This window comes from Luteibacter sp. PvP120, assembly GCF_054055715.1.
In genome coordinates, this window is record NZ_JBSRXP010000008.1 from 1 (window position 1) to 19,751 (window position 19,751).

A 19,751-nucleotide genomic window follows, 5' to 3' on the forward strand; every position below is an offset into this window, starting at 1 on the left:
CCCTGCACGTCTGCGACCGCTCGCGTCACAACCCACCTCAGTCTTGGGAAGAGCCGGCGGGTAGCCCCCTCGGGGCCGGTAGCCGCAGGCGAGGGCTTCGAACGGAAAAGGCCCGCAGGGGGCCGGCCAGGACGGCCGGCCATTTTCGCTGAGCCATGGATGGCGAATCGAAAATCCCCGTGCGAAGCCCGACCCGGGCCCGTAGGGCAATCAATACACGGCCGCGCCAGCGGCCTTTCCTTGACGGGTCGCCGCAGGCGTGGCCCCGAGGGGGCTACCCGCCGGCTCTTGCTCCAGTGCCCAAGGCTCTTGCTCCGAGGCCAAACGCGATGCCGAAGGCGAGCCCTGAACGAAAAAACCCGGCGCCTCGCAGCGCCGGGTTCTTCATGCGTCGAGGGCGATGGATCAGCCGGTGACGTTTTCGTCTTCGGTGACGGCCTTCATCGACAGGCGGATGCGGCCCTGCTTGTCGACTTCCAGCACCTTGACCTTGACGATGTCGCCTTCCTTGAGCTTGTCGGAGACCTTCTCGACGCGCTCGCTGGAGATCTGCGACACGTGCACCAGACCATCCTTGCCCGGCATGATCGTGACGAATGCGCCGAAGTCCATCAGCTTGGCGACCTTGCCCTCGTAGATGCGGCCCGGCTCGACGTCCGACACGATCTGCTCGATGCGCTTGCGGGCGGCTTCGGCCGCTTCGCGGTTGACCGAGGCGATCACGACGTTGCCGTCATCGGTGATGTCGATGGTGGTGCCGGTCTCTTCCGTGATCGAACGGATGGTGGCGCCGCCCTTGCCGATCACTTCGCGGATCTTGTCCGGGTGGATCTTGATGGTCAGCAGGCGCGGTGCGAACTCGCTCATTTCCGAGCGGGCTTCGGTGATGCACTTGGCCATCTCGCCGAGGATGTGCAGGCGACCACGCTTGGCCTGGGCCAGCGCCGTGCGCATGATTTCCTCGGTGATGCCGTCGACCTTGATGTCCATCTGCAGCGCGGACACGCCATCGGCGGTACCGGCTACCTTGAAGTCCATGTCGCCCAGGTGATCTTCATCACCGAGGATGTCGGAGAGCACGACGAAGTCGTTGCCTTCCTTCACCAGGCCCATGGCGATACCGGCGACCGGCGACTTCAGCGGAACGCCCGCGTCCATCATGGCCAGCGACGAACCGCAGACCGACGCCATCGACGAGGAACCGTTCGACTCGGTGATTTCCGAGACGACGCGGACGACGTACGGGAACTCTTCGATCGTCGGCTTGACGGCCTGCACGCCGCGCTTGGCAAGACGGCCGTGGCCGATCTCGCGACGCTTCGGGCTACCGACGCGACCGGTTTCACCGACCGAGAACGGAGGGAAGTTGTAGTGGAACAGGAACGTGTCCTTCCACTCGCCTTCCGGCGCGTCGATGATCTGCGAGTCACGCGTGGTGCCGAGCGTGGCGACCACCAGGGCCTGCGTTTCACCGCGGGTGAAGAGCGCCGAACCGTGCGTGCGCGGCAGGACGCCGACACGCACCGAGATCGGGCGGACGTCGTCGAGCTGGCGACCGTCGATGCGGACCTTCGTGCTGAGCACGCCGTCGCGCAGGGTGCGGTACTCGACTTCACCGAAAGCGTTGCCGATGTCGCCATCGGTCCAGCCGTTGGCTTCGGCGTCGGCGGCGATGGCCGTCTTCACGTCGCTCTTGAGCGCGCTGATGACGTCACGACGGGCCAGCTTGTCGCGGATCTGGAAGGCTTCGGCGAAACGGTTGCCGACGGCGGCCTTGACCGCGTCGTACAGCGCCGTCTTGGCGACCGGGGCGTCCCACTTGAACGTCTTGACGCCGGCTTCGGCGACGAAGGCGTTGATCGTGTCGATCGCGGCCTGCATCTGCTGGTGGCCGAAGACCACCGAGCCGAGCATGACGTCTTCGCTGAGCAGCTTCGCTTCCGACTCGACCATCATCACGGCGCTGGAGGTGCCGGCCACGACGAGGTCGAGGTCGGAGGTCTTCAGCTGGGTGGCGGTCGGGTTGAGGATGTACTGGCCGTTGGCGTAACCGACGCGTGCCGCGCCGATCGGACCCTTGAAGGGCACGCCGGCGAGCGACATGGCTGCCGAGGCGCCGAGCAGCGCCGGGATGTCACCATCCACTTCCGGATTCAGCGAGACGACCTGGGCGATGACCTGGATCTCGTTGCGGAACTCTTCCGGGAACAGCGGACGAAGCGGACGATCGATGAGGCGCGAAGTCAGCGTCTCCTTCTCGGTCGGACGGCCTTCGCGCTTGAAGAAGCCACCCGGAATGCGACCCGCGGAGTAGAACTTCTCCATGTAGTCGACCGTGAGGGGGAAGAAGTCCTGGCCTTCGCGCGCCTTGGGCGCTGCGACGACCGTCACCAGGACGACCGTGCCGCCCATGCTGACCATGACCGCACCGGAGGCCTGCCGGGCGATTTCGCCCGTCTCCAGTGTGACTTCGTGAGAACCGTACTGGAATGACTTGGTTACTTTCGCCACTTCGATCTCTCCTCGTCCTGTTCCGGTGATTTAGCGGCGCAGGCCGAGGCGTTCGATCAGGGTCTGGTAGCGAGCGAGATCGCTCTTCTTCAGATAGGCAAGCAGCTTCTTGCGCTGGTTGACCATCTTGAGCAGACCGCGACGCGAGTGGTGGTCCTGCTTGTGTGCTGCGAAGTGCTCCTGCAGCGCGGTGATGTTGGCGGACAGCAGGGCGACCTGGACTTCCGACGAGCCGGTGTCGTTCTCTTTGCGGCCGAAATCCTTGATGATCTGACCGGTCTGTTCAGGAGTAAGCATGTGTATCGATTCCTTAAAAGCGGATGCGAGACTTGCGCAACCTCAACGGCTACCGATGAAGTTGCGCAAGCCTCGCTTTTGAATGAAAGCTGTTAAACGAGCACGTAATTGTAACGTCCTGCGCGTAGCGGCAACAAGCCCGTTCACACGGGCGGCAGATTGAAGCCCCGCAGCACCCTCAGCACGCCGTCTTCGCCGGTTTCACCCAGTGCCATGAGGCGCCCATCGGCGCCCCAGACACCGCAGCGGCCGGACGTCGCGCCCTGCCCCAGCGGCACCGGCTGGCCGAAGCCGAAGACACGGGTCTGCTCCGGGTCGAGTTCCACCCGGGGAATATGACTGAGGCCGGCGGCCACCGGCAGGATCAGGGCCTCGAGCGGTTCGGGACCGGTCTCGGCGGCAGCGCGCAACTGGTCGAGGGTGACCATGGCCGGCGCCATGAACGGTTCGACCCAGAGCCGACGCAGGCCGGTCAGGTGCGCCCCGCAGCCCAGGTGGGCGCCGAAATCCACCGCCAGGCTGCGTACGTAGGTGCCCGAGCCGCACTCCACATGGAGCCGAACGGTGTCGCCCTGGCGTTCGATCACCTCAAGGCGGTAGACGTCCACCTCGCGGGCCGGCACGTCCACCGCCTCGCCGCGACGGGCGCGCACGTAGAGCGGCACGCCATTCTGCTTGATCGCCGAATACGCCGGCGGGATCTGCACGATGTGCCCGCGCAGCGGGGCCAGCGCCGCTTCGATCGTCGCGTCGTCCAGCGGCGGCACCGGCCGCGTCTCGACGATGTCGCCTTCCAGGTCCGCCGTGGTCGTGGTGGCGCCCAGGCGCACCTCGGCCTCATAGGCCTTGCGCGAGCCCAGCAGCCAGCCGGCGATCTTGGTCGCTTCGCCGAAGCACAGCGGCAACAGCCCGGTAGCAAGCGGATCGAGGCTGCCGGTGTGGCCGCCCTTGGCCGCGCCCACCAGCCGACGCGCCGTCTGCAACGCCTGGTTGGAACTGAGGCCCAGCGGCTTGTCCAGGAGGAGAATGCCGTGGATGTCGAGGAAAGTTCGGCGTGTCATAAGTACATGTAGGAGCGCACGCTGTGCGCGAAAAGCCAACAAAGCGGCGACGCGGCACCCTTCACCCTTGCGCGAAGCCAACAAAGCGGAGACGCGGCGCCCTTCACCCGCTCGCGCGAAAAGCCAACAAAGCGGCGACGCGGCACCCTTCACCCGCTCGCGCGAAAAGCCAACAAAGCGGCGACGCGGCACCCTTCACCCGCTCGCGCAAAAAGCCAACAAAGCGGCGACGTGGCACCTCTCACCCTTGCGCGCAAAGCCAACAAGCGGAGACGCAGCCCCCCACCTATCGCGAGCCGGACGCAGCACCCCACCCCACCCCACCCCATCGCGAGCCCTGGATCGCGCACATCGTGCGCTCCTACGGGCGGGTGGGTTTGGTTAGGGCGGGTGGATCAGGCTTCGTCGGCCGGATCGGCCGGCGGGACGGGGTTTTCGCGGAGCAGGCGCTCGATGCGTTCGCCGTTGTCGACCGACTCGTCGTACTTGAACTTCAGCTGGGGCACCTTGCGCAGGATCATCGATTTGGACAGCGCGTGACGAAACTCGGGGGCGAATTCCTTCAACGCCTTGACCACTTCGGCGGACTGATCCGGCATGAGCGCGGTGACCCACACGGTGGCCCAGTCGAGGTCGCGGGTTACTTCCACGTCGGACACGCTGACCGAGGGCAGCGCGTGGTCGCGCACGGCGGCGTGGACCAGTTCGCCGATTTCGCGGCGGAGCTGGGCGGACACGCGGTCGGTGCGCTTGAAATCACGGGACGGCATATCCGCCTCCAGTTTTAATAGGGTGCATAAACGCATAAAGCCTCCCCGGCGTGAGCCGGGGAGGCGCATTGCCCGCTTTTACAGCGTGCGCGGCACTTCGATACGCTCGAAGCACTCGATCTGGTCGCCGACCTTCACGTCGTTGTACTGCTTGACCGCGATACCGCATTCCATGCCGTTGCGGACCTCGTCGACGAGTTCCTTGAAGCGGCGCAGCGATTCCAGTTCACCCTGGAACACCACCACGTTGTCGCGCAGCACGCGGATCGGCTTGGAGCGCTTCACGAGGCCCTCGGTGATCATGCAGCCTGCGACCGCGCCGAACTTCGACGAGCGGAACACGTCGCGGACCTGCGCGATACCGATGATCTCTTCGCGGATCTCCACGCCCAGGAGGCCGGAGGCCGCCTGCTTCACCTGGTCGATGACGTCGTAGATGATCGAGAAGTAACGGACATCCAGGCCGTTGGTGTCGATCACCTTGCGTGCCGATGCATCGGCACGGACGTTGAAGCCGATGACCAGCGCCTTGGAGGCCGCCGCCAGCGTGGCTTCGGATTCGGTGATGCCGCCCACGCCGGACGAGATGACGTTCACCTTGACCAGTTCGTTGCCGATCTGGGTCAACGAATCGCGCAGCGCTTCGACCGAACCCTGCACATCGGCCTTGACCAGGATGTTGAGGGTCTGCTGGCCCTGGCCCTGGCCCATCTGCGCCATGATGTCTTCCAGGCGGTTGGACTTCGAGACCAGGCGGGTTTCGCGACGCTTGAGCAGACGCTCGGCCGCCACTTCGCGGGCCAAGCGCTCGTCCTTCACGGCGACGAAGTCGTCACCCGATTCGGGCACGCCGGACAGACCCAGCACCTGCACGGGGATCGACGGACCGGCTTCGTTGACCTGCTTGCCGGTTTCGTCCACCAGTGCACGCATGCGGCCGTATTCGACACCGCAGACGACGAAGTCGCCCTTCTTCAGCGTGCCCTGCTGCACCAGCACCGTGGCCACCGGACCGCGACCGCGGTCGAGGCTGGATTCGATCACGACACCCGAAGCGCGGCCATCGGCCACCGCCTTGAGTTCCATGACTTCGGCCTGGATGGAGATGGCGTCGAGCAGTGCATCGACACCGTCGCCCGTCTTCGCCGAAAGCGGCACGAACGGGGTGTCGCCGCCCCACTCTTCAGGGATGACTTCAAGAAGGCCGAGGCCTTGCTTGACGTTGTCCGGGTTGGCGCCGGACTTGTCCATCTTGTTGACCGCGACGATCAGCGGCACCTTGGCGGCGCGCGCGTGCTTCACGGCTTCCTGCGTCTGCGGCATGACGCCGTCGTCGGCGGCCACCACCAGCACCACGATATCCGTGGACTGCGCACCGCGGGCACGCATCGACGTGAACGCCGCATGGCCCGGGGTGTCGAGGAAGGTGATGACGCCACGGCTGGTCTCGACGTGGTACGCGCCGATGTGCTGCGTGATACCACCGGCTTCGCCCGAGGCGACCTTGGTGCGACGGATGTAATCCAGCAGCGAGGTCTTGCCGTGGTCGACATGGCCCATGATCGTGACGACCGGCGGACGCGTGACCTTGTCGCCTTCCAGCTCCGCGTTCTGCGTATGCGTGGCAAGCGCGGCTTCGGCGTCGTTGTCGGTGGCGCGGACCGGATTGTGGCCCAGTTCCTCGACGACCAGCGCGGCGGTGTCATGGTCGATCGTCTGGTTGATCGTGGCCATGACGCCCATCTTGAACAGCGCCTTGACCACCTCGGCACCCTTGACGGCCATCTTCTGGGCCAGCTCGGTCACGAGGTTGTTGTCGCCGATCATCACGTCACGCACCACCGCGGCGGTGGGACGCGTGAAGCCGTGCGGACCGCCCGAGGAGGCGGCGCCGCGCGATGCCGTCATGCGGCCGCGATCCTTGCCGCCACCACGCCGGTTGTTGCTGGACGAGCGACGGGCGCGATCGGCCTCGGACAGGTGCATTTCGCCACCGGCGAAGCGCTTGCCGCCGGCTTCGCGGTCGTTACGACCGCCACCGCCGCCGGGCGAGCCACCACCGCCGCCATGCTTGGGACGGGCGTTGCCACGGGTGTCGTTGGCGGCTGCCACGGCGCCGGGCGCCGGACGAGGCGCCGGCGCGGCGGCACGCGCCGCGGCCGGTGCCGGGGCGGCAGCCACCGGTGCCGGTGCGGGAGCGGGCGGCGGCGGCGGAACCGGCTTGGACACCACACGCTCGCGCTTACGCGGCTCGTGGATGCGCGGCAGGATCATGCCGAGCTTGCGGTTGTCGAGCTTGGCCGTCTGGTGGGTCGGCAAGCCGTCCTCACCCAGCGCCGCGGGCGCGGGCTGCGTGACATCGGACGCGGTGGCCTCGGGCGCGGCATCCGCCGGCGCCGGAGCCGGTGCGGCCTCGGTCTGGGCGCGAGCGGCTTCCGCACGCGCACGCTGCTCGGCCTCTTCGGCCTGGCGACGCGCTTCGGCGGCAGCGGCTTCCTGGCGGTGCGCTTCGGCCTCGGCTTCGCGGCGGGCCGCTTCGGCCTGCTCGCGGCGCTCGATTTCCTCGCGACGCTGCGATTCTTCCTGCTCGCGCTGGGCCTGCGATTCGGCCAGCTTGCGCACGGCGTCCTCGCGCTCCGGCTCGTGCGACGCATCTTCGGCGATGGCGCTGCGCTTGACGTACGTGCGCTTGGCGCGGACCTCGACGTTGACCGTCTTGGCCGGACCGGCGCCACGACCCGAGCCCGAGTTCACCTTCAGCTCGCCGACGGTGCGGCGCTTCAGGGTGATCTGGCGCGGCGAGGTGCCTTCCCCTTCGGGAGCGGCATCGTTCTTGCCATGCGTGCGACGCAGGAAGCCCAGCAGTTTCACCTTTTCGGTGCTGCTGATGACCTGCTCCGCATCGGAAAATTTCATACCGGCTTCGCCGAGCTGCCCGAGCAGCTTGTCGACCGGAAGGCCCAATTGATGGGCGAGTTGTTTGATAGTGACGTCCGACATCGTTCTTTATTCTCCGCCGTTCCCGCGCGTAACCTTACGTGCCGACGATGACCCGTACGGCTGCCTCCATCCATGGCGGGAGACCTCGTGGCCTCCCTCGAGGCGTCCGTCCAGGACGCTTCCGGTCTCGCGCTTAACCACCTTTCTCCAGGCGGGCGATCATCGGGGCGCGCGCAGCCATGATCAGCTGCGATGCGCGCTCCTCCGTCATGCCTTCGATATCGATGAGCTCGTCGACGGCGAGGTCGCCCAGGTCGTCGAGCGTCTTAACACCACGATCCGCCAGCGCGATGGCGATCGTTTCGTCCATACCATCCAGGCCGAGCAGTTCCTCGTCGACCGTGATTTCCTCGACGCCTTCCTCGGCCGCAAGCTCCTGCGTGAGCAGGGCGTCGCGGGCGCGGGCGCGGAGTTCCTCGACGATATCCTCGTCGAAGCCTTCCACTGCCAGCAGTTCACCGCTGGGCACATAGGCGATTTCTTCGATGGACGAGAAGCCTTCCTGCACCAGGATGCTGGCGATTTCCTCGTCCACTTCGAGCTTGTCCTGGAACAGGGCCAGGGCCGCGGCCTGCTCGGCCTCGGTCTTGGCCGTGACCTGGTCCTGCGTCATCACGTTGAGCTGCCAGCCGGTGAGCTTGCTGGCCAGGCGCACGTTCTGGCCGCCGCGACCGATGGCCTGGGACAGCTTGTCCTCGGCCACCGCGATATCCATGGAGTGCTTTTCCTCGTCCATGATGATCGACTGGACTTCGGCCGGCGCCATGGCGTTGATGACGTACTGCGCCTGGTTCTCGTGCCACAGGATGATGTCGACGCGCTCGCCATTGAGCTCGTTGGACACCGCCTGCACACGCGAACCGCGCATGCCGATGCACGCGCCGATGGGATCGGTGCGGCTGTCGTGGGCCACCACGGCGATCTTGGCGCGATCGCCCGGATCGCGGGCGCACCCCTTGATCTCGACCAGGCCCTGGCCGACTTCCGGCACTTCGAGCTTGAACAGTTCGATCATGAATTCCGGCGCGCTGCGCGACACGAACAGCTGCGGACCGCGGACTTCCGACTTCACTTCGTACAGGTAACCGCGGACGCGATCGCCGACGCGGGCCGATTCGCGGGGAATCGTCTTGTCGCGCGGGATGAACGCCTCGGCGTTGCTGCCCAGGTCGAGGTAGACGTTGCCGCGCTCCACGCGCTTGACGATGCCGGTGACCAGTTCGCCGACGCGATCGACGAAGGCGTCGACCACCTGCTGGCGCTCGGCTTCGCGAACGCGCTGCACGATGACCTGCTTGGCGGCCTGCGCGGCGATGCGGCCGAACTCGGCGTTCTCGATCTGGTGCTCGATCCAGCCACCGACCTCGGCCACTTCGCCTTCGCCGGCTTCGTCCTGGGCGTCCATCAGGCGGATCTGGAAGGACGGATCCTCCATCTCGCCGTCGTCCTCGATGATCTCCCAGCGACGGAAGGTCTCGTAGTCGCCCGTATTGCGGTCGATTTCGACCCGGATGTCCGGATCCTCATCGGGGTAGCGCTTCTTCGCGGCCGAGGCCAGCGCCGCTTCCATGGCGTCGAAAATGACTTCGCGCGGTACGCCTTTTTCATTGGCGACCGCGTCGACTACCAGCAAAAGTTCTTTGCTCATTGCCGCTACTCCCGTAAGGATGCCCCGAGGCACCCCATCAATCGTTATTTAGGTTTCTTGCCGCCCGGCGTGGGCTTCGGCTGCGGCGCATAGCCGAGTGCCACCCAGTCGGGAACCACGCGAGCGCTTTCGACGTCCGCATGCTCGAATTCGAATCGGCCCGCATCGCCCTCGACCACGATGTGCTCGCCGGCGACGTCCATGACCTTGCCTTTCAGGCGCCGGCGCCCCTCGATCGGGGCCCTCAGCAGCACCTTGACCTCCTGGCCGCTCACGCGGGCGAACTGCTCCGCCGTGAACAGGGGACGATCGATACCGGGGGAGGAGACCTCCAGTACATAGTTGCCGGGAATCGGGTCTTCAACATCCAGGTACGCGGAGAACTCGCGGCTGGCGGCTTCGCAGTCCTCGACGGTGACCTCGACCGACTGCTCGGCCGCTTCGCGACGCTCGCGTTCGGCAGCCAGCACGTCAAGGTAGACGCGCAGCGTGATCTGCCCGTCGGACGGCCCGAAATCCATGCCCAGAACCTCGAGGCCCAGTTCGGCCACGATGCCTGAAAAGCGTTGTGAAAGTGCGTTTGTATCCACGTTACCTGCGGTATTTTCCGGTCGCCAGAAACAAGAAAAGGGCGCGAACGGCCCCTTCCTTTCGTTCGCCGATGTATCCGACACTTTCCTCCCGCGTACGCCGCGATGCCCTGACGGCGCTCACGAAAATGACGCAGGACGCCTCCGTGCGCCCAACAAAAAAGCCTCACGAGGAGGCTTTCTTGTAAAAAGAAAGTTCCTTGAAGCCACCTGCGGTGAGAGGCCGAAGCCCTTGCCAATGGTGCTTAAGATTCACTGAGTCTATCGTATTTACCGGCGCCCGCGCAAGGTCGGCGACGCCCCGACGACACGGCTCCGGGATACTGGACGGCATGGAGAACGATGTCCCCTACCCCCGCTTCGCCTCCCAGGGCCGGGCGCACGTCTACGTGCTGCCGTGCCGCGACCAGGACCTGCTGAAGGTCGGCTTCTCGCGGGACCCGTTCACGCGCTTCCGTACCCTGCACCGCCGTTTCTTCGACTTCTTCGATCTGGACCGGGCCCTGCTGCTGGATACCGAGAAAGTAAAGGACGCCCGGCGGATCGAGCGGCGGCTGATCGAAACCTTCGCCGCGGAACGGGCCATGGCCCCGCTGGTGGTGCCGATGTCCGCGGCGGGACATACGGAATGGTACCGGGGCGTCTACGCCGAGGCCGTCTCGTTACTGAGTGAGATCGCGCAGACCGAGGGCTTCCCGCTCGACCTCGGCCTGACCGGATGGCTGTCCGAGTACCTTTCGGCGCGCGCCGATCTCCTGCACGACTGGTCGCTGCGGATGCTGGACACGCTGGAATGGGCGGCCCACAACGCACCCGGCGACCCCGGTGCCGACCGGTTGCGCATGGCCCTCATCGACACGCTGGACATGTTCGTGGCCGCTGAGCTGTCGATCGAGTCCCTCGTGCCCGATCGCGTAGCGGACTGGTACGCCAATGGCGATCATCGGCGCCTGTTCCGCTGAGCCCGGGAATCCTGCACCGGACAAAAAAGGGTTCTCGCGCGTTACCGGGGAGGAGGCGTCTCCAGGATGGCACCCCGAAGTCGCCGCCGCTTCGCTCTCCACCCCCGTTTGCCTCTGTCGTCGCAGAGGTGCTGGGTGGTTACGCTCTGAGCGAGTTCGGCCGCTTGCGGCCGCTGCCCGAGCGCAGAGTGTGACCACCCAGCGCCTCCTCGCCGCGCCATACGAGCGACGGGCTCTGGCTCTGGCTCTGGCTTCGGCTTCGGCTTCGAGACGCCCCCGTCATGCGTGAAGAACCCAAAAAAAGCGCCCCTCCTCGCGGAGGGACGCCCGGTCGATCCTCAACCGCGGATCAGTTGGTCCACGAAGCCGTCAGCGACACGCCCGAGAACGCGGCATAGGCGTTCAGCATGACGTAGTAGGTACCCGCCTGCGGCGACGCCACGGAGCAGCTTTCGGTGTTGCCCGTGACATACGGGCGGCAGTCGTAGCTGGAGGTGGTCGGCGCCGAGCCCGCCTTGAGGTACAGGTCGGCATCGCCCGTGCCACCCGAGATCGACACCTTCAGGTTCTTCGCGCCCGCCGGAATGGCCACGGTGTAGTTCAGCTTGGCACCCTTCGCCGCGGACAGGCCCGTCGCGGCCACGCCGTTCTGCAGCGTATTGCCGTTGGAGGTGCCGCCCCCCGTACCGCCACCGCCCGTGCCACCACCACCGGTGCTGCCGCTGACCCAGTTGGCCTGGGCATACGTGTTGAGCTTGCCCACGTCGAAGCTACCGAAGCCGGTGGCCTCGTCGAAGCCGGTGCCTGCCACGAAGCCATGGCCCTGGTAGCCGTTGTTGCCGGAGGTGACGTCATGCAGCAGCGAGGTCTGGGTCGGGAACGCCTGGTAGAACTTGGACGCCGGGAAGCCGATGCCGTTGTTCGCCGCCGACTCGATACGCGCAAACGCACCGACGAAAAGCGGGGACGCCAGGCTGGTGCCGCCCACCTGCTCGGTCGAGCCGTTGACGACGATCAGCGCACCGGACGCGGACGCCGCGTCGAAGGACACGTCCGGACCCACGCGCTTGCTGGAGCTGGACACCGACGACTGCCACGACGGGGCCGTCTCGTAGAGGCTGGTGCCACCGCCGGTCGCCCACAGGCGCAGGTTGCCGCTGCCAGTATCCGACAACCCCTCGTTCCATACCGTTTCGCCCGACCACGTCGTGCCGCTGGTGGACAGCTGCGTCCCGCCCACCTGGATGACGTACGGGGAACTGGCCGGCTCGCTGACCGAGTAGTGGGTCAGGTCGATCTTCACGGTACCGGCGGAATTGGCCACGTAGCCCGGCGCACCCGAGCTGGGATCGGTCGACCACTGGTACACGCCCGCATCGCCCGCGGCGATCGAGAAGGTCTGTCCTTGGGCCACGGCCTGCTGGAAGATCGCATCGTCCGCGGACTGCGTACCGGACTGCTGGGCGGCTGTTTCGTCTTCGCCGAGCGACACGTTGATCAGCTTGGCGATGTTGTCGGTCACGGCCCGGTTGTAGCTCGCGGTGATGCCCGCATCCGTGATGCCGGATGAGCTCGAGTCGCCGTTGGCCGAGGTGTAGAAGATCAGCTGCTTGACGCCACCGGCCATGCCGACGATGTCCTGGCTGTCCAGCGCCCACTCGCCGTTGGAGTCCGCGTCGTTGGCGAAGGTGCCGCTGCCGACCTTGGTGATCGTCGCGTTGACCTTGGACAGGCCCGCACCCGAGGTAAAGGTGTTCAGGTCGGTGACGGTCTGGGTGATCGACCCCCAGGTGATGATGCCGACGGCCGTATTGGTCGCTGCGGGCATGCTGCCCGCACCGTAGATCGCGGCAAAATCCTGGGGCTTGTGCGCGGCGACGGCAGCGGCCGCCTGGGTGCGCATGTTCGGTCCGGGAACGACCACATTCTCCGGATGGTAGACGTGGTGGAGCGTGTGCTTGACGGAGACGTTCTGCAGGCCGAGCACGGCGTTGACGCTGTCGCCGAGTGCAGCGGGCACCAGGGCCGGGGCGTCGTTGGCGAAGAACTCGCGACCGTTCGCGGTGAAACGCTTGATCGAGGTGCGAAAGCCGTTGGTCGCCGCGCCAGCGTTACCGTCGGCGGATACCAGCAAGCGGTTGGGCGACACCTCGATGTTGGAGAATCCGGCCTGCCGCAGGTGGGCCACCACGGCATCCACCTGGGCCTGCGTGGGTCCGAAGCGCTCGGTGAACTGCGCCGGGGTGAGGAACTGGCCGAACAGCGCGTTGCCCGGCGTGGTCACGCCGGCAAGGAACGTCTGCAACTGATCGGGGTTGCGCAGCTTTAGCGCGACCTCGACATGCAGCGGATGGTCCGCGGCCATCGCGGTGACGGCGGCGCCTTCGATCCGCGGTGAGCCGGTCATGTTCAGCACGTAGCCGCCGGTTGGCGCGGCCGACGTGCTGCTGGTGGCCAGGAGAGTCTGCGTGTTCGCGGACTGCGACATGGCCGCCTGCGTATGGGTGCTGACCCAGGCGTCGTCCGCATGCGCGGAAAGGGAGGACATCGCCAAGGCGATAGCCACCGTCAAAGCCGTCTTGCGCGTTGCCCCGAAACCAAAAGCGTCGATCTTCATGGATGATCCTTCGTCTGCCCGTAAGTGGTCCACCGGAAACGGTGGCCCGATACATCGGCGTCCTGGGTCGAAGCGACCTTCTCGCCCCCTGGCACATCGGATCCCCTGCGCTTAAGCCCTTAAAACCGCAGGAAATCGCGAAGCCCCCCACCATTCCGCCCGTTCTCCCCCCTGTCATTACAGCCATGCGACGCTAAGCTTTCATCAGGCTTTCAAGGAGAACGTCGTGGAGCCAGGTCGAAGGTTTCGCGCGACGGAATGCACAAAAAAACGCGCCGGACGACAGGCCGGATGACGACGGACAGGTGCGGCGACGCGAACGTCCATGAAAACGCCCTCGTACGATCTTGCGTTATTGCCGAAAATGCACATGCTGGTTGTCAACGACGACGTGCGTTTCGCGCCCTCGCCAGCAGGCTCGCCACGAACGCCCTGCCATGGGGAATGTCCACGAACTGCAGCGGCGCCCGGTGCTCAAGTTCGACATGCGGCGAGCGCAGCCACCTGCCCAGCCACGCCGCGGCGGCCATTTGCGCATCGGCCGGCAAGGCCGCCACCGGGTCGTGTCCGCGCAGCGTGTCGCCGAGGAAGACCGCCAGCGCCATCACCCCATCGGACTCCTGCGGCGTCAGTCGCTCCTCGTCGGCCAGCTTCTGGCGGACACCGGCCCGCACCAGCCCCAGGTACACCATCAGGTTGTCCTCACTGAGCCGAAGATCGCAGGCCAGGTCCAGGATCAGCGCGGGTGGCAGGCCACGCCGGATCAACTCGATACGCTCGAGCGGGGTGGCGCATGCCAGTTCGGCGTACACCGGCGATACGCCCTTGCGGCGCCTGGGAGATGCCATAACGAGCGGTCCGGATGGCGAGGGGTCTGCCACCGTGCCACGGCGACCGGGCGCAGTCTTGAGATCGACGACCGTTGGCCCTTGCGACGGCGGGATCGCCGTGTGTAACGTCGAACGACTGCCCTGCCGGAGCGCTGCGTGAAGCCACTACCCCTGCTGCTTTCCACCTGCCTGGCCGCTGCCGGCCTGCTGCCCGTCGCCGCTTCGGCTACGCCAGCCCATTTCACCGTGCAGGACGGGCAGTTCCTGCTCGACGGCAAGCCGTACGTCATCCGTTCCGGCGAGATGCATTACCCACGCATTCCGCACGCCGACTGGCGCGATCGCCTGCGCAAGGCGCGGGCCATGGGCCTCAATACGATCACCACGTACGCGTTCTGGAACGTGAGCGAACCGGAGCCGGGCCACTTCGATTTCACCGGCGACAACGACATCGCCACCTTCGTGCGCACGGCGCAGGAAGAAGGGCTCAACGTCATCGTGCGTCCCGGCCCCTTCGTCTGCGCGGAGTGGGAGTTCGGCGGCTTTCCCGCGTGGCTGCTGCGCACGGCCGGCCTGCGCGTGCGCTCGTACGACCCGCGTTTCCTCGCGGCCAGCGCCGCCTGGTTCAAGCGCCTCGGCAAGGAACTGGCGCCGCTGCAAGCCACCCACGGCGGCCCCATCCTGATGATGCAGGTCGAAAACGAGTACGGCTACGTCGGCAACGACGCCGACTACATGAAAGCGATACGCCAGCAGATGCTCGATGCAGGTTTCGACGTGCCGTTTTTCATGTCCAACGGACCCGGCCCCACCTGGATGAGCCGCGGCACACTGCCCGGCATGCTTTCCGTCATCAACTTCACCGGCGACGCGGTCAAGACGCAACGCGCATTCGCGCGATCGGCCACGTCGATGCAAGGCATGCCGAAGATGGCCGGCGAATACTGGAGCGGCTGGTACGACCGCTGGGGCGAAAAACACAACACACGCAGCAGCGACGAAGTGACCGGCGCGGTCGGCTGGATGCTCGACCACGACATCTCGTTCAACCTCTACATGGTGGACGGCGGCACCAACGTCGGCTGGATGAACGGGGCGAATAACGACGATGGCCATTACCTGCCCGTTACCACCAGCTACGACTACGACTCGCCCATCGACGAAGCCGGCCGGCTGACACCGAAATACGCGGCCTTGCGCAAGGTGATCGCGGCCCACCTGCCCAAGGGCGAGCGACTTCCCGCACCACCGCCATCGTCGCCGACCACGGCGGTGGCGCGTGTCGAGTTACGCGAGTCGATCGGCCTGCTCGACGCCTTGCCGACCCTGTCCCCGCATCCCCGTACCACCGTGACGCCGCAGGGCATGGAGACCTTCGGCCAGAACTACGGGCTGATCCTCTACCGAAAGAAGCTCGACAGCGACGCGCAGGGCAAGCTCGATGTGGCCGACGTACGCGATTACGCCACGCTGCTGGTCGATGGACGCCTCATCGGCACGCTCGACCGTCGCAAGGACGAACATGCCCTGCCCGTCGACCTGCATGCCGGCAGCACGCTCGACCTCGTGGTGGAAAACATGGGACGGATCAACATCGGCACGGGCATGGAAGAGGAATCCAAGGGCATCACCCAGTCCGTGCAGGCCGGCGGCGAGGACCTTACCCAGTGGACCACCTACCCGCTGCCGCTGGACAACCTCTCGGGCCTTGCCTTCAAGACGGGTGCCACACCCACGGGCCCCGCGTTCTGGCACGGCACGCTGGACGTGCCGACCGTAGCCGGCACCTTCCTCGACCTGCGCGGATGGCACAAGGGCAACGTGTGGATCAACGGCCACCACCTGGGCCGGTTCTGGGACATCGGGCCTCAGCAGTCGCTGTACGTGCCGGCCGCGTGGCTGCGCAAAGGCAAGAACGACGTGGTCGTGCTCGAGATGCAGGGCAGCGGCTCGCATAGCCTCGCCGGCATGGCGAATCCGGTTTTTTCAACCAAACCGGCACCGTGAGCGCGTTTCTTGGCGAAGCCGACTCGACCGCTCATCCGTGCGTTCCTGGCGCATAGCGGTCGCGCCTATTCATGTCATGGCTCGTTTATCACACGGCTTCGGTGGGTACCGGGGGCGGCAATCGCCTGCGCCGCCACAGGAACAACACGGCGCCCAGGGGAAACGAGACTCCGATGACCCAGGGGTTGTAGCCGTCTTTGAGGACAGATGCACCGAATAGCTGGAAAGACAGCGGGTCGAGACGGATATGACCGGTGGCCCAATTCATCCGAAGCGTCACCACGCCGAGCAGGGTGAAGAAGGCCCAGGTCCGCTTCCAGCGAAATTTCGGCGTGCGCACACAGATGACGAAAACGGCCAGGCAGAACACCGGAACCGCAATGGCAAGAAACAGCATCGCGAGTTGCGCGGGACCCTTCCCCGTCAACGTGAAGGTGCCGGCCTGCTCCTGCTCAGCCGATATCATCCACGCATGCAGCCCGATCACCGACGTCTTGCCGTCGCGGGTCATCAGCGTCGCCGTGCCGAGCATGCGCCGATCGGCGAATCGGTACTCGTACGTGATGTCGTAGCGAGTCTGCCCATCCTGCGAGAAGAATTTCGACCCGACCAGCTTGCTCTGATCGGGCTCGCCTTTAGGCAGCTGATCTGTCATCCGGGTAAGGGCACCGTCGCTCGCCTGATCGCGCAAGGCCGGGTCCATCTCGGCGCGCAGTGCGTCGTTGCGTCCTGCGTGCCAGTCGTCCAGCGCCTTCTTGGCGATTTCAGACTGCGGGTGAGGCGCGAACTTTGCGACCAGCGCATCCTGATTGCATCCCACCATGCATAGCGCCAGTAGCGCTGCGCTCATCCAACGCATCATCCGAGCCATGTCGTCCCCATCCTGAGTCCCTGATGGCGGAGAGTATTCATGGAAGAACGCCGGGCGCAAGCCGCCCTTGGATCCAGGCCGGTTACCGGATTCGTGTAGGCGAACACTGACAGACGAACGCCCGCGTGACCGCTATCTTGTCCAGCAAGCGCCGTGCTACCCGCACAGCGCGCCCCGTGCCACATCACTGTCCGCTCCCCCTGGGCAGTGATCTTCAAGCGGCGCCTCGTGCGCCGCTTTTTTTATGTCCAAGCCAACGCCCGCCATCGTGTAGGAGCCCACGATGTGGGCGATAAACCCGCCGCACACCAACGCCATCGCCATTCGCCCACATCGTGGGCTCCTACGCGCGCGCCTGTTACGTCACTTTCCGCACTTTAGTGGCCGCGGGCAGCAGCACGGAGCCATCGTTGGCCTGAGGCGCCATGCGCGGAATAGGCTTGCCCGTGCGCATATCGATCAGTACCGAATGCCGTTCGCCACGCTCGAACAGATGCTGTTCGCCCCATTGACGCAGCGCCACCACGACGGGAAACAGGCTTTCCCCCTGCTTTGTCAGCACATATTCCTGATAAGCCGTGCCGTCGGAGGCGTCCTGCGTCTGGAGGATGCCTGCATCAACCAGCTTGCGAAGCCGGCCGGAGAGGATGTTGCGCGCCACGCCCAAGCTCCGCTGGAAATCACCAAAACGGCGCATGCCATCGAAGGCATCGCGCACGATAAGCAACGACCAGCGATCTGCGACCAGATCGACAGCGCGCGCAACAGGACAAGGTTCGTCGTTCATGGCTTTGCGCGTCGGCATGGAATCGGCCTGCTTGCTAAGTGGGGATGGCTTCCGGTTGCATTTTAAAACTAGATGGCGCAGCCTTCAATCGGTTTTTTTCTGCAACCAGATTGAATGGACCTGACCTCATGAAGGCTTCTCGTGCCTCACTGCCGGACCAAGGCAACGTCCAGCCCCGGCCCCACGGCATGCCGCGCAGCCTGATGTGGCTGTTCGCCGTCGCGAGCGGATTGAGCGTGGCAAACGTCTATTACGCGCAGCCGCTGCTGGACGCGCTGGCGCGGGATTTAGGCATCAGCCATGCGACAGTCGGCGGTGTGGTGACAGCCACGCAGGTCGGTTGCGCCTTGGCCCTGCTGTTGCTGGTGCCATTGGGTGATCGCTTAGACCGTCGCCGCTTGATGGCGGTGCAACTGCCCGCCTTGGCGGTAGCACTGGCGACGGTCGGCATCGCGCAGTCCTCGCCGGTACTGTTGGCGGGCATGTTGGCCGTGGGCTTGCTGGGCACGGCGATGACGCAGGGCCTGATCGCCTACGCAGCCAGCGCCGCCACACCCTACGAACAAGGGCGGGTGGTCGGCACAGCGCAAAGCGGTGTGTTCATCGGCCTGCTGTTGGCACGGGTGTTCGCCGGTGGCGTCAGTGACCTGGCAGGCTGGCGCGGTGTGTATGTCTGCGCTGCCGTACTCATGCTGCTGATCGCGGTACCGTTATGGCGGCGACTGCCCCGCTTGCCTCCCGTGGCGAATCCGATGCGCTATTTGCGCCTGATCGCCTCCATGCTGACACTGCTACGCCAGGAAAAAATGCTGCAAGTCCGCGGGGTGCTGGCGCTATTGATGTTCGCGGCGTTCAACATCTTCTGGAGCGCGCTGGTACTGCCGTTGAGCGCACCTCCCTACAATTTCTCGCATACGATCATCGGCGCGTTCGGCCTGGTTGGCGTGGTCGGAGCCGCTGCCGCTACACGTGCCGGGCAATGGGCAGATCGTGGATACGCCCAGCGCACCAGCGCGATGGCGCTGACGCTGATGCTGCTGGCCTGGTGGCCGCTGTCGCTGATGGAAGGGTCACTCGGGGCACTGATGGTCGGCATCGTGTTGCTCGACCTGGGCGGCCAAGCGCTTCACGTCACCAACCAGAGCATGATTTTACGCAGCCGCCCCGAGGCGCACAGCCGACTGGTTGGCCTCTACATGCTGTTTTACGCCGTCGGCAGCGGGGTCGGCGCGATCAGCACGACGGTGACCTATGCCCACGCCGGCTGGCGCGGCGTGTGCCTGCTGGGCGCGGCGGTCAGTCTGCTGGCGCTGCTGTTCTGGTGGGTGACGCGGCGAACGGCAGCCACCGCGACGCCGGGCTCCTACCCTCGCGGAAACGTACCGATACGGCGTCTTGCATAGATGGCCAGACCGATCGGAAGGTAGCTCCACAGGTACACGCCATCGGGATACCCAGAATACGCTACTGCGAACGTCGGTATCAAAGGCATCACCAGCGCGAACGGCCAGATCAGGTGCAACAGCCGGTTGAACGAGACCACCACGATCAACACGCCGACGGCGACGGTCGTAAGGTTGGCGGCAACGATGGCATGCAGGGACATGCGGCCATTATGGCGCTGCGGCGGGCGTTGCATAACAAACGCCACAAAAGAAAACGGCGCGATCCCGGTAGAGATCGCGCCGTTTCATTTAAAACTGGTAGCGGGGGTAGGATTCGAACCTACGACCTTCGGGTTATGAGCCCGACGAGCTGCCAGACTGCTCCACCCCGCATCAGAGTCAGCAAGTATATGGA

15 protein-coding genes and 1 tRNA gene are annotated in these 19,751 nt (G+C 65.5%); 3 read left to right on the forward strand and 13 right to left on the reverse strand.

The features are described from left to right. Positions 1-405 precede the first annotated feature (405 nt). The 7 genes from pnp to ACVKN3_RS15470 form a co-directional block, all read right to left on the reverse strand. Entirely contained in the window at positions 406-2,511 is a 2,106-nt protein-coding gene (gene pnp / locus ACVKN3_RS15440; RefSeq protein WP_036142398.1) for a polyribonucleotide nucleotidyltransferase, read from the reverse strand. Positions 2,512-2,541: 30 nt separating this feature from the next. Continuing rightward, positions 2,542-2,808 (reverse strand): 30S ribosomal protein S15, encoded by a 267-nt coding sequence (rpsO, locus tag ACVKN3_RS15445; protein WP_036142401.1) that lies wholly within the window; start codon positions 2,806-2,808, stop codon positions 2,542-2,544. Positions 2,809-2,951: 143 nt separating this feature from the next. Beyond that, the gene (gene truB, locus ACVKN3_RS15450; protein ID WP_354516348.1) at positions 2,952-3,869 is read right to left on the reverse strand and encodes a tRNA pseudouridine(55) synthase TruB; all 918 of its coding nucleotides are present in this window, start codon (positions 3,867-3,869) and stop codon (positions 2,952-2,954) included. Positions 3,870-4,264: 395 nt separating this feature from the next. Continuing rightward, positions 4,265-4,639 (reverse strand): 30S ribosome-binding factor RbfA, encoded by a 375-nt coding sequence (rbfA, locus tag ACVKN3_RS15455; protein WP_285403175.1) that lies wholly within the window; start codon positions 4,637-4,639, stop codon positions 4,265-4,267. 78 nt (positions 4,640-4,717) lie between these two features. Beyond that, positions 4,718-7,639 (reverse strand): translation initiation factor IF-2, encoded by a 2,922-nt coding sequence (gene infB / locus ACVKN3_RS15460; RefSeq protein ID WP_285403174.1) that lies wholly within the window; start codon positions 7,637-7,639, stop codon positions 4,718-4,720. A gap of 133 nt (positions 7,640-7,772) precedes the next feature. Further along, positions 7,773-9,287, reverse strand: coding sequence for a transcription termination factor NusA (gene nusA / locus ACVKN3_RS15465; RefSeq protein WP_036142412.1), 1,515 nt, complete (start codon positions 9,285-9,287; stop codon positions 7,773-7,775). Positions 9,288-9,331: 44 nt separating this feature from the next. After that, on the reverse strand, positions 9,332-9,877 hold the full coding sequence (locus ACVKN3_RS15470; protein WP_285403171.1) for a ribosome maturation factor RimP: 546 nt from the start codon (positions 9,875-9,877) through the stop codon (positions 9,332-9,334). A 332-nt stretch (positions 9,878-10,209) separates the two neighbouring features. Here ACVKN3_RS15470 and ACVKN3_RS15475 point away from each other — a divergent pair, with 332 nt between their 5' ends. Further along, complete coding sequence (locus tag ACVKN3_RS15475) at positions 10,210-10,839, forward strand: GIY-YIG nuclease family protein (protein ID WP_354516351.1); 630 nt, start codon at positions 10,210-10,212, stop codon at positions 10,837-10,839. A gap of 349 nt (positions 10,840-11,188) precedes the next feature. On the opposite strand, the gene ACVKN3_RS15480 is transcribed toward ACVKN3_RS15475, so the two are convergent. Both ACVKN3_RS15480 and ACVKN3_RS15485 read right to left on the reverse strand, forming a co-directional pair. Then, positions 11,189-13,456, reverse strand: coding sequence for a protease pro-enzyme activation domain-containing protein (locus ACVKN3_RS15480; RefSeq protein ID WP_354516353.1), 2,268 nt, complete (start codon positions 13,454-13,456; stop codon positions 11,189-11,191). 380 nt (positions 13,457-13,836) lie between these two features. Next, positions 13,837-14,304, reverse strand: coding sequence for an antitoxin Xre/MbcA/ParS toxin-binding domain-containing protein (locus ACVKN3_RS15485; protein ID WP_285400842.1), 468 nt, complete (start codon positions 14,302-14,304; stop codon positions 13,837-13,839). Positions 14,305-14,442: 138 nt separating this feature from the next. Here ACVKN3_RS15485 and ACVKN3_RS15490 point away from each other — a divergent pair, with 138 nt between their 5' ends. Continuing rightward, positions 14,443-16,293, forward strand: a complete 1,851-nt coding sequence (locus ACVKN3_RS15490; RefSeq protein ID WP_285400843.1) for a glycoside hydrolase family 35 protein — start codon at positions 14,443-14,445, stop codon at positions 16,291-16,293. A gap of 88 nt (positions 16,294-16,381) precedes the next feature. Here ACVKN3_RS15490 and ACVKN3_RS15495 read toward each other — a convergent pair whose 3' ends face one another. Together ACVKN3_RS15495 and ACVKN3_RS15500 are read right to left on the reverse strand one after the other, a co-directional pair. After that, a complete protein-coding gene (locus tag ACVKN3_RS15495; protein WP_051938903.1) occupies positions 16,382-17,164 on the reverse strand; it encodes a hypothetical protein in 783 nt (260 codons plus the stop codon). 358 nt (positions 17,165-17,522) lie between these two features. Further along, a complete protein-coding gene (locus tag ACVKN3_RS15500; protein WP_285400848.1) occupies positions 17,523-17,969 on the reverse strand; it encodes a winged helix-turn-helix transcriptional regulator in 447 nt (148 codons plus the stop codon). Between the two features lie 110 nt (positions 17,970-18,079). Between ACVKN3_RS15500 and ACVKN3_RS15505 the strand changes: the two genes are divergently transcribed. After that, on the forward strand, positions 18,080-19,354 hold the full coding sequence (locus tag ACVKN3_RS15505) for an MFS transporter (RefSeq protein ID WP_354516357.1): 1,275 nt from the start codon (positions 18,080-18,082) through the stop codon (positions 19,352-19,354). Here the strand turns inward: ACVKN3_RS15505 and ACVKN3_RS15510 are convergent. Together ACVKN3_RS15510 and ACVKN3_RS15515 are read right to left on the reverse strand one after the other, a co-directional pair. Then, a complete protein-coding gene (locus ACVKN3_RS15510) occupies positions 19,315-19,557 on the reverse strand; it encodes a hypothetical protein (RefSeq protein WP_185754441.1) in 243 nt (80 codons plus the stop codon). The genes ACVKN3_RS15505 and ACVKN3_RS15510 overlap by 40 nt on opposite strands. Before the next feature lie 95 nt (positions 19,558-19,652). Beyond that, positions 19,653-19,729: transfer RNA gene (locus ACVKN3_RS15515), tRNA-Met, on the reverse strand. Positions 19,730-19,751 lie beyond the last annotated feature (22 nt).

Excerpts from the sequence above, each read along its gene's own strand:
- ACVKN3_RS15485 (WP_285400842.1), bottom strand. The coding sequence starts at position 14,304 with ATGGCATCTCCCAGGCGCCGCAAGGGCGTATCGCCGGTGTACGCCGAA.
- infB (WP_285403174.1), bottom strand. The coding sequence starts at position 7,639 with ATGTCGGACGTCACTATCAAACAACTCGCCCATCAATTGGGCCTTCCG.
- rbfA (WP_285403175.1), bottom strand. The coding sequence starts at position 4,639 with ATGCCGTCCCGTGATTTCAAGCGCACCGACCGCGTGTCCGCCCAGCTC.
- truB (WP_354516348.1), bottom strand. The coding sequence starts at position 3,869 with ATGACACGCCGAACTTTCCTCGACATCCACGGCATTCTCCTCCTGGAC.
- ACVKN3_RS15510 (WP_185754441.1), bottom strand. The coding sequence starts at position 19,557 with ATGTCCCTGCATGCCATCGTTGCCGCCAACCTTACGACCGTCGCCGTC.
- ACVKN3_RS15500 (WP_285400848.1), bottom strand. The coding sequence starts at position 17,969 with ATGCCGACGCGCAAAGCCATGAACGACGAACCTTGTCCTGTTGCGCGC.
- ACVKN3_RS15475 (WP_354516351.1), top strand. The coding sequence starts at position 10,210 with ATGGAGAACGATGTCCCCTACCCCCGCTTCGCCTCCCAGGGCCGGGCG.
- ACVKN3_RS15480 (WP_354516353.1), bottom strand. The coding sequence starts at position 13,456 with ATGAAGATCGACGCTTTTGGTTTCGGGGCAACGCGCAAGACGGCTTTG.
- ACVKN3_RS15505 (WP_354516357.1), top strand. The coding sequence starts at position 18,080 with ATGAAGGCTTCTCGTGCCTCACTGCCGGACCAAGGCAACGTCCAGCCC.
- rpsO (WP_036142401.1), bottom strand. The coding sequence starts at position 2,808 with ATGCTTACTCCTGAACAGACCGGTCAGATCATCAAGGATTTCGGCCGC.
- nusA (WP_036142412.1), bottom strand. The coding sequence starts at position 9,287 with ATGAGCAAAGAACTTTTGCTGGTAGTCGACGCGGTCGCCAATGAAAAA.
- ACVKN3_RS15495 (WP_051938903.1), bottom strand. The coding sequence starts at position 17,164 with ATGGCTCGGATGATGCGTTGGATGAGCGCAGCGCTACTGGCGCTATGC.